8 protein-coding genes are annotated in these 9,505 nt (G+C 43.2%); 1 reads left to right on the top strand and 7 read right to left on the bottom strand.

What is annotated here, in order from left to right; translation table 11 throughout:
• Positions 1 to 50: 50 nt before the first annotated feature.
• Both FFM80_RS11560 and FFM80_RS11555 read right to left on the bottom strand, forming a co-directional pair.
• Entirely contained in the window at positions 51 to 1,265 is a 1,215-nt protein-coding gene (locus FFM80_RS11560; protein WP_137640940.1) for a Fic family protein, read from the bottom strand.
• A 281-nt stretch (positions 1,266 to 1,546) separates the two neighbouring features.
• Positions 1,547 to 2,197 carry an endonuclease III domain-containing protein gene (locus tag FFM80_RS11555; protein WP_137640939.1) on the bottom strand — a complete coding sequence of 217 codons (651 nt, stop codon included), beginning with the start codon at positions 2,195 to 2,197 and terminating at the stop codon, positions 1,547 to 1,549.
• Positions 2,198 to 2,433: 236 nt separating this feature from the next.
• Here FFM80_RS11555 and FFM80_RS11550 point away from each other — a divergent pair, with 236 nt between their 5' ends.
• Positions 2,434 to 2,706 carry a hypothetical protein gene (locus FFM80_RS11550; RefSeq protein ID WP_137640938.1) on the top strand — a complete coding sequence of 91 codons (273 nt, stop codon included), beginning with the start codon at positions 2,434 to 2,436 and terminating at the stop codon, positions 2,704 to 2,706.
• A gap of 48 nt (positions 2,707 to 2,754) precedes the next feature.
• On the opposite strand, the gene FFM80_RS11545 is transcribed toward FFM80_RS11550, so the two are convergent.
• The 5 genes from FFM80_RS11545 to FFM80_RS11525 all read right to left on the bottom strand — a co-directional run bounded on the left by FFM80_RS11545 (position 2,755) and on the right by FFM80_RS11525 (position 9,399).
• Complete coding sequence (locus FFM80_RS11545; protein WP_137640937.1) at positions 2,755 to 4,242, bottom strand: cell surface protein; 1,488 nt, start codon at positions 4,240 to 4,242, stop codon at positions 2,755 to 2,757.
• Positions 4,243 to 4,245: 3 nt separating this feature from the next.
• Positions 4,246 to 4,641 carry an EF2685/EF0750 family sortase-dependent surface protein gene (locus FFM80_RS11540; RefSeq protein ID WP_137640936.1) on the bottom strand — a complete coding sequence of 132 codons (396 nt, stop codon included), beginning with the start codon at positions 4,639 to 4,641 and terminating at the stop codon, positions 4,246 to 4,248.
• 15 nt (positions 4,642 to 4,656) lie between these two features.
• Positions 4,657 to 5,694 (bottom strand): WxLIP family cell surface protein, encoded by a 1,038-nt coding sequence (locus tag FFM80_RS11535; RefSeq protein WP_137640943.1) that lies wholly within the window; start codon positions 5,692 to 5,694, stop codon positions 4,657 to 4,659.
• A gap of 246 nt (positions 5,695 to 5,940) precedes the next feature.
• On the bottom strand, positions 5,941 to 6,675 hold the full coding sequence (locus FFM80_RS11530) for a WxL domain-containing protein (RefSeq protein WP_137640935.1): 735 nt from the start codon (positions 6,673 to 6,675) through the stop codon (positions 5,941 to 5,943).
• Between the two features lie 396 nt (positions 6,676 to 7,071).
• The gene (locus FFM80_RS11525; RefSeq protein WP_137640934.1) at positions 7,072 to 9,399 is read right to left on the bottom strand and encodes an ABC transporter ATP-binding protein/permease; all 2,328 of its coding nucleotides are present in this window, start codon (positions 9,397 to 9,399) and stop codon (positions 7,072 to 7,074) included.
• Positions 9,400 to 9,505: the final 106 nt, after the last annotated feature.

Raw genomic sequence — 9,505 nt, 5'->3', positions numbered from 1 at the left:
AGCGCACGTCTTTCTGTCAGCAGTATACGTTGCCTCAATTTGTATTTTACTTAAGTAGTTTTCAAACGGACCCTAGTAACCACTAAATAATCGTCATTTACTAGCTTAGCTAACGTTTGATCAAGTCGATAACGACTAATATGCATAATATCTGTCAAGTCTTGATCTGTAATCGGACCCACATAGCGACCAAAAATTGCTTTCTGACATAAAATAAATAAAGCCTGTTGTTCTAAGTCTGAAAAATGCTGTTGTTCAGTCAGTTGATCTGCTTTATCCAGCATTTGAATACCATGATCTAATTTCTTAGCAACTTCCACTTGTCCCATCATTAATAGACGCATCATACTAATAACGAAGCCTGTCCCTTCACCATAATTGTGTTCATCAGCCATGGCAGTAAAAGCCTTGTAATACGTACTTTTATGTGCAACAATCGTCGACGAGAAATTGATTGCTGACATTCGATCTAACTTTCGAGCTAAATATGAACAGACAATAAAGCGCCCGGTACGACCATTACCATCATAAAACGGATGGATGTATTCATAATAATAGTGTGACAAAAAGCATTTTGCTAATGAAGGAATATCATCATTATTCATTGTTTGCACTAGCACCTGTAAATCATGGTCAATCTGCTGCTCATTAGCATCACCACGGTGAACCACTCGATCACCATCTTTAATAACCTCACCGTTTTTTCTAAAATATTTACCATCAGGAAAATCTTGTTCAGCCACCTCTTGACTGACTAATTCATTCCAAATATTCCGAAAATCTTGAATTTCACGAATTTGACTATATTGGTTTTCTTCAAATTTAGCATATTGTTTAACTAAGCCAGAGAATCTGCCTCGGTCACCTTTTCGCCTTTGAATTTGTTCAATCACCTGACTGATTTCTTCTCGGGAACTCCGAACACCCTCAATATCATTAGTACTTTGTAACTCATCAATCAAATTACTAATGAAGATTTGATTCTGTGAAACTACCGGAAGCTGAGCCATCTTCTGCTCAATTTCCTTGGATAACTGATTAATTTGTTCCTCGAGTTGACTTATTTGCAGTACTGGCAAATAAAAGATTTCATACTCAATCGGCAACCGATAATCACGTTTGAACGGCGACATCACCATACCAGTATGGATAGCCAATTCATTAGTTTGCCGCTGTTTAACCACCGTATCAAAGTGAACAAAGTCACCATTTTGCATATTCTGATAATATAGGCCTTTCAAAGTTTGATATTTCTTTATCGTCATTTATCAGTCACTTCCATTTCCAGAATCGGCCAAAAGGTAAACTTTTAAGCATTAAACCAATCCAATTAATCCTTTATAAATGAACCCACTTGCTAAAAATCACTGTTTTTATAATCTTAGTAGCTTAAGTTAACCACAACATTCAAAAAATAGCCATTTTTTGAATGTTAAACCCGTAAAATAAAAGTAACATTCAAAAAACAGCCGATTTTTGAATGTTACTTCGATATAATTACAGCAATAGTCAAAAAATGGTACTTTTTTAAGTCTTCGCCAGCAACTTATAATCCCGATTCATTTTCCTCATTCAACTTATCGCAATCAATAATCAATTGACAAACCTCTTTATCCGGCGCCAATTTCATTGAGTACTTACGTCCATACTCAATCATCGTATGATGCGCTTGATGCAACTCTTCTGGCTGCAAGGCACCAACAATCTTCGTTTCCACCTGCAAAGGTGTGGCTGATTGTGAGACGAAATGTAGCCGTTTGGAAATGGCCGAGACGTGCGTATCAACCGCAAACGTATTTTGCTCAAACACATCGCTCAACACCACGTTCGCCGTCTTACGACCTGCTCCCGGCAACGCCATAATGCCTTTGCGATCCGTTGGTACGACGTCATGCAAGTCTTCATGAACAATGCGGGCCGTTTTGATAATGTTCTTCGCTTTGTTATGGAATAACCCCACACTTTTAATAATTTGCTCCACTTCGGTCACATCCGCAATCATTAAATCTTTCGGCTCTGGATAGCGGTCAAACAAAATTGGTGTCACCTTATTGACCGATACATCGGTTGCTTGCGCGCTCAAAATGACAGAAACTAAATATTGAAAAGGCGTGCGTGAATCTAGCGATGGCCCCACTGGCCCAATATCCGCTTCCATTTGATGAATCGCCCAAGCAATCTGTTTGTCTTTTAACATTGATTTCCAACTCACTTTCAACTAACTGTGCTTCAGTTTTAAATTAAAAAGCTTCTATATAAGATACATTTAGTGCTGGTTAAAATTACCGTCTACTGGTTCAATCATAATCTAACTAACACCAAACGTCAGTACCTTTTTTAGCATTCTGGTTTTAGGTAGTCCTAAATATTTTGAATTGGCTTACAAAGGAACTATAATAGACGCGGTTCAGCAAGTGAAGGGAGTCATCTTTAATGAGCCCAAATATGTTAGTGCACTATTTACAAACCATCAAAGTCCTACCACAGCAAGCCTTTCATTGGGAAGAATTTGAGAGTACTGCGTTGTGCGTGGACGTCGACGGTCAGCGAACCGTCTATCAATTAGACCTCGCTGACCACGTCATCAAAGTCTATCAAGCCTCCTCCCAGACAGAAATGTCCGGCGACTTTCACTTTGATAAAGCCATTCCATTAACCGACCAACAGTTAGCGGCGTTACCAAAACAAACGCCACTCGCTAGTTAGACGCAAAAAAAGTTCCAAGTCGACCTGACTTAGAACTTTTTTAGTTGCCTATTCAGTCGGTGTTGATTGTAAACTCCAATTCACTTTACCTTGGTAACTATCGGCGTACACGCTTGGTTGAACATCTAAGAAGATGCCTTTGGTACTCGACCAGTCACTTGTCACGGCAGTCGTGTTAGCAGTCCCCCGCGCACCGCTCGCCACCAGCATCGATTGGTTCGTCAATACCGCTTGATTAGCCCCATCTTGATAGACCAAATCCCCTTTTAAGGTATGACTATCGGACTTCAATGGTGTTGCACTCGCATAGACATACCATTTTGAGCCGGTTGCCCGAGTATCACTGATATTAACTTCCCACTTACTACTTGGTTGATAAATGGCTTCCTTAGTTGGAATCGCCAACGTCCCAAACCCAATACTGCCACTAATCGGGCCAAAGCTTAAGGTTCCAGCGGTCTTTTTAATCGTGATGGTCTGCGGACTGGACTTGGTCGTGCCAACTTGTGCATACACCTCAACGTTAATGCTATCACCACTGCCCAACGCAGCGATTTTAGCCGCTAAACCCGTCTCATCCGTCTGATACGTGACATCCGCCGTGCTACTACCATCTGAAAAAGTAGCGGTCGGCTCAATTTGCTTGGTTAACCAAGTCAGCACTTCACTATCACTCATCTCGGTTGCTACGTCATTGGGTCCAGCCGCAATCGTGGCATTGGCAACTTTTAGATCCAGACTTTTCTGGGCCACATTGCCAGTCACCGAACCGCTATCCCCATTACTATTACTTTCAGTAATCTTCACGCTGCTAGTGCTACCTAACGCACTGCCCAAATCCAACGTATAGGTCTTATCACTACCAACCGTGGTCGTCACACCATTCACGTCGCTAGAAATCGTATCGCCAGCGTAAGAACCCGTTCCCTTAATCACCGTATCTTTACTCGTCAAACTCCCCGTAATCGTTGGCTTAATGGTGGCACTAACCGTGGCATCAGCCGTAAATGAGCCAAATTGGTAACCAACGTTTAGATTAGGAAACGTGGATGGCGTATACCGAAAACCGATATACACGGGCAAAACATCCTTTAAATGCGAAAGATCAACCGAAATCGTCTGCGTCTTGCCACTCCCTAAATTAATACTAGTCGTATTCGTCCCGATAATCTCCGGGCCATTAGTTCGCAGTGACACCCCGCCGGCAGTCATCACATCATAATAAAAATCATTAATCTTCACATACTTCGTATTCATGGTAACCGTATCTGAAAAGGTAATGGCAATTTGGGTCGTTTTAGTAGTCAACCGGCCGTTTTCAAGATTATTAGCGGTGACGGCTTCCAGTGTTGGATACGCCAATGAGCCACCTGTATCCGTTAACGAATTCCCACTAGGCTTGGGGACAAACGTGGTCCCAGTCATCACATTGGTCATGCCGGTAGCGGCGTGACTAACTTGTGACGGCCAAGTCATCGCCATGAAGCCGACTAGTAATAAGCTGATTGGCGTTAATAATCGTCTGAATTGTTGCATCGCCTACACCCGCTTTCGTAATTGCCGCCATTGTCGCCAAATAATCACCATTAAGCCAGCAATCACGAGTAACAAGCCGCCAATTAAACCTAGATAAACATTACGGTAGGCACTGGTTTGTGGTAATCGGCCCCGCCGAACCGCTTGAATCCAAGCGCCAAAATGGCCTGTACTGGTCGACTGTGGCCGCTTAGCAGTCGTCGTTGGTCGCGCCGGCACCCGATACGCCGTCCGTCCATCCGGGATGCCCGGATTTAATCGCGCCCCGCTAACCGTCGTTGGATCATTATAAAAGGATACTGATAACTCAGTCTGTGAGGATTGCGCCGCCCAGACCGAACTACTCAAACCCAGTACTAATAACAATCCAATTAGACCAATTAAACTAATTCTGCGCATGAACGGGACCCTCCTTTATTGTGCTTTTGACTGACGTCGTTTTCGTAACCAGAAGAATAACCATAACCCTAGCAGCATTAAGACAAACATCCCTAAGGCACCGAGAACTACAAACCAAATGACATTAATGCCGCTATTATCAACTGACTGCCGATTATACTTCTTGGCATCGGCGTTACTAATCTTAAAATCACGATCAAAGACCCAACGATGGTCCGTATTCTTAACGACCATGTGCAAATGATAATTACCGGCTTGTAACTCAGTCTTGCCTAACAACATCGGATAATCAAAAGTTGAATTAGGTGCCATTTGAACATTGGCCTTTTTCGCTGATTTCACAACTTTGCCGCTATTTTGACTCGTAATGGTCGTCTTCATCGTCAAATTGGGAATAATCACGGCCGCGGTATTACGTAGTTCTGGAAAAATGCCGCGATGATAGTTACGCATGCCAGCTGTCACTTTAGCTAACTTTAAGTTTGGCTGCGGAACGGTCCCTTCCGTATACTTCAGGCCAATCACATACGAATATTGATTACTAATATTCATCGACCCCTTAACCGTACCGGTGACTTTTTGATCAACTCGCTTAAAGTACCAACCGCCTAAAATCACCCCATTAACTTTGGTAGTCGGCATCTTAACGGTGGCCGTCACGACTTTAGACCCATTTGCCGGTACCGTGACCGTTTTGGCACCATTGATTTTCGTCAACTGACTCATTTGATAATCGAGTGATGCATCGAACTCTTTAGTTGGCGTGACATATTCAATCACCCCGTTACTATTGGTATAAGCCGTATGGATGGCCGTCTTCACTTTAATATCCCGATTCGTGACGTTATAAATGACCGTCTTCAACGTCTGCGTCTTCCCCGGCGTCATCTTTAAATCAAAAAATGAATTCTTGGCATGTAGTTGATTCTTAGGTAGCTTGGCGGCAACACTAAACCCAATCTCATTACTTTGAGTCGTCTTCGCTGCTTGAGCGGTGAGACTAAAACTCATGCCAGCCGCCACCAATGCGCCTCCCCAAGCTAACTTCTTCATCCATTGCATCAATTCGTCTGCCCCTCTCAAAATGTGATCTTTAATTTTTTACGCTGGGTGATTCCCGGACCACTGCTGATTAACGGCGGCCGGACCAGGGTGGCCATCTAAACCAACCAAGCGTCTGGTAACCGCTAGTTCAAACTAGTTGCATCGTAGTGAAAGCAATCTGAAACCATATCGGTACCTCTATGTAAGTAAAAGGTCGCCCCGTTTGCACAGTGCCACCTTTAACGTTTTTCATGTTTAGCTTGCTGGTGTATCGCTTAAGTTCCAAGTTAATTTAGTCGTGTAACCTTGCGCTTTGGCTTGGTTAGCGGGAACTGTCAATTTGATATCACTAGGATTCAATTGATCAGTGGTGATCCCGGCACCGGCATCTTTGCCAGCGGTTAAGACTTGCGCCGCGGCGGTGTCCAACGCATTGGTAACGGCAACACTACTTGTGCCATTGTTGCCACTACCAGTGTTCGCTAACGTCCCAGTTGGTAAGGCTAGCGTGGCCCCCTTCAAGATGGTGCCATCAGTACCCGTCAAAGCGGTCCCTGAAACCGTTAAGTTCCAGCCGGCGTTCGTCCCACGCACATCGGAAACTTCGACAACGGCCTTATTGTTCCAAAGACTGCTGACATCGGCACTCTTCGTCGTATCAGCATCAGTGTAGTTAGCGGCATACGTCTGATCGTTCGCCACATCAATTTCGTGTGAACCGAAATCTAATTTGTTAGTGACGTAAATTAACGAAAGATCGCCACCGGCAGCCGCACCGTTACCGCCATCACCGCTATTATCAGTTGTACCAGGTTTATCAGGGTTAACTGGAGTTACGGTTTGCGTACTCTTTTCAAAAGTCGCGCTAACGTCAGTTGACCCACTACCATTCCCAATATCAGTTGATGTATCCGCGTTAGCTGCCAATGGTGCGGCAACTGCCAACAATAATGCACTGCTCATTAATAACGTTTTAAGTCCTTTTTTCATAACTAGTTATCCCCTTTTCAATTGACCTGCTAACATAGTTTACCACGTTAATTTTTAATATCAATATTTTTATCACCATTAATTCATAAAGTAGTCATATTTTTAATAGTTATAATATAATAAGCAGTCAAATATTCAGGACTATCAATGGTTTCACAGCTAGTCTAGGCCAATTACGGCTAAAAAAAGTTTTTTTTAGCCCCTTTATCAGCCGGCATTCCCCTGATAACATCAGTTAATGACTAATAATCGTCAATATTCAAAATTAATTTGTTTTATTCAGCTGGATTTTACCTTAGCTTAATAAAATTTATTTCAGCGTAGAACTGGAATCAGCGGGTTGCTAAACAAAAAAACGTCCAACCAATTAAGGTTAGACGTTTTAGTAAGGACTGATTATTCTGAACGTAACGCGGTCGCTGCATCTTTCTTCGCAGCCATCCGTGCAGGAATGTGACCACCTAAGACCGTCAAGACGGTACTAATGATGATCAAGACAATCGCATGGACTGGATTTAACTGGGCGACATTGCCCAAACCAGTAATGTTACTCAAAATGGTATTGGTTGGGAACGTAATCGCCCACGCAATCAAGACCCCGAGAACTCCTGAGGCGACCCCAAGAATCACGGTTTCAGCATCGAACACCCGGGTAATATCTTTCTTCCGTGCCCCTAAGGCCTTTAGAATCCCGATTTCCTTAGTTCGTTCCAGAACGGAAGTATACGTGATAATCGCAATCATAATCATACTCGTAACTAACGAAATCCCGGCAAAGGCAATCAAGACGTACGTAATCGCGTCCATCAAGCCACCCGTTAAGGTTGAAACCGTCCCAGCTAAGTCGGTATAAACCACTTTGTTGGCTTTGGATTTACCTTTATTATATTTATCCAAGTATTTCAAGACTTTGTCCTTGTTCTTGAAACTATTCGGATAGATCAAGATACTAGCCGGCGTTGAGGATCCGCCAAGATAACTGATTAAGCTGGTCTTGGTGTCACTATCGACCTTAGCCCCGGTCATAACATTCGTATCACTCTGCTTTTGAGCTTTAACAATCTTGGAATCCTTGTTAGCTTGAATAATATTCTTTGATAGTTGGTCACTGTACGCAATCCCAGTTGCCAACACATTCTCTGAATCCTTATTCTTCGCCTTTAAGATGCCGACAACTTTAATCGTCTGATTAGCTGACTTGTTGTACATCGACTTGGTCAACTTATTCGGCAAATAGTTGCCAGTTGGTAATTCTTGGTAGTAATCATTATTGGCAACGACCTTAATCGTCGTTCCAACTAACTTGCTATAGCTCAAGTTTTGATTCGACTTCACGTCATAACCCAAGTTCTTTAGGGCATTGATATTGGTCGTATTTTTACGATCCGTAATCAAGACGACTTCACTGGCTTTCGTTGGATACTTACCGGCTAAGACACTGTAATGCTTCTTGAGTAAACTATTCTTACCTTGGTTCGCACTCGGATAAACGGAGGTCCCAACCCCAGTCGCACTGGCCATCGCGGCAGAAGCACTGCCCGCGGAGCCATTCTTACTATTCTGATTAGAGAATGACACGGACTTAGTCTTGCCATCGACTTGGCGAATCAAGTTCATCCCAGTCGAATACGTATAAGTGACGTTTTTACTTAAATCTGGATTCAAATCCTTAATATACGTCAAGTAACGCTTCGTTAACTTATTCGTGTGGGTGGCTTGATCAGCTTGACTCGTTTTAGCTCTAACCGACCCTGATTTGGCTGCTTTGATCGTTGCTTTAGGGGTTCCGGTTTGACTCGAAACCACTTGCGAGATTGTAATCGGCATTTGCGCTAAAGTGTTACTCTGCGTTTTATCAATCTGCTTTTGGAACCCATTGGATAGCGCTAAGACAATCGCAATCCCAATAATCCCAATACTGGAGGCAAACGCGGTTAACGCTGTCCGCCCCTTTTTCGTCTTAATGTTGGTGAATGATAACTTTAAGGCGGTCCAGAACGTCATCTTAGTCTTCTTTAAGGCAAACGTCTCGTCGGCTTCGGTCTCGTTGAAGGGATTCGAATCGTGTTGAATCTTCCCATCAGCGAATTCGATAATCCGGTTCGCATATTCTTGCGCTAATTCCGGATTATGGGTGACCATAATCACCAGGCGTTCCGCCGAAAGTTCTTTGATTAGGTCCATAATTTGAACACTAGTCTCAGTATCTAAGGCCCCCGTGGGTTCATCACAGAGTAAGATTTCAGGATCATTAGCAATCGCCCGAGCAATCGCAACTCGTTGCATCTGTCCACCTGAAAGTTGGTTTGGCCGTTTATTCATATGTGGCCCTAAACCAACCCGTTCGAGCGCTTTTTTAGCTTTAGCTTTCTTTTCCGCATTACCGACGCCACTTAGGGTCATCCCCATCTCAACATTATCGAGAATGCTTAAATGGCCAATAATGTTGTAACTCTGGAAGATAAAGCCCACGGAATTATTTCGGTAAGCGTCCCAATCGCTATCTTTGAAATCTTTCGTTGATTTACCTTTAATGACTAAATCCCCAGAATCGTAGACATCCAGCCCACCAATACCGTTCAACATGGTGGTCTTCCCGGAACCACTCGGGCCTAAGATGGCGACGAATTCTTGCTTACGAAACGCGACCGACACATCATCGAGCGCTTTGGTGACCGAATCACCAACGTGGTAATACTTCTTAATGTGGGTTAATTCAAGCATTTAAGTTAAGTCCTTCCCAATCTTTAATGACGATATTTATCCCAAACAATTGACTTTCTGTTACTATATCATTAATGCAACATTGTGTCTCAAATAATAAATTAAA

The sequence above is a fragment of the Lactiplantibacillus dongliensis genome (assembly GCF_005405105.1).
Lineage (GTDB): Bacteria > Bacillota > Bacilli > Lactobacillales > Lactobacillaceae > Lactiplantibacillus > Lactiplantibacillus dongliensis.
This window is presented reverse-complemented; position numbering and strand designations above follow the sequence as displayed.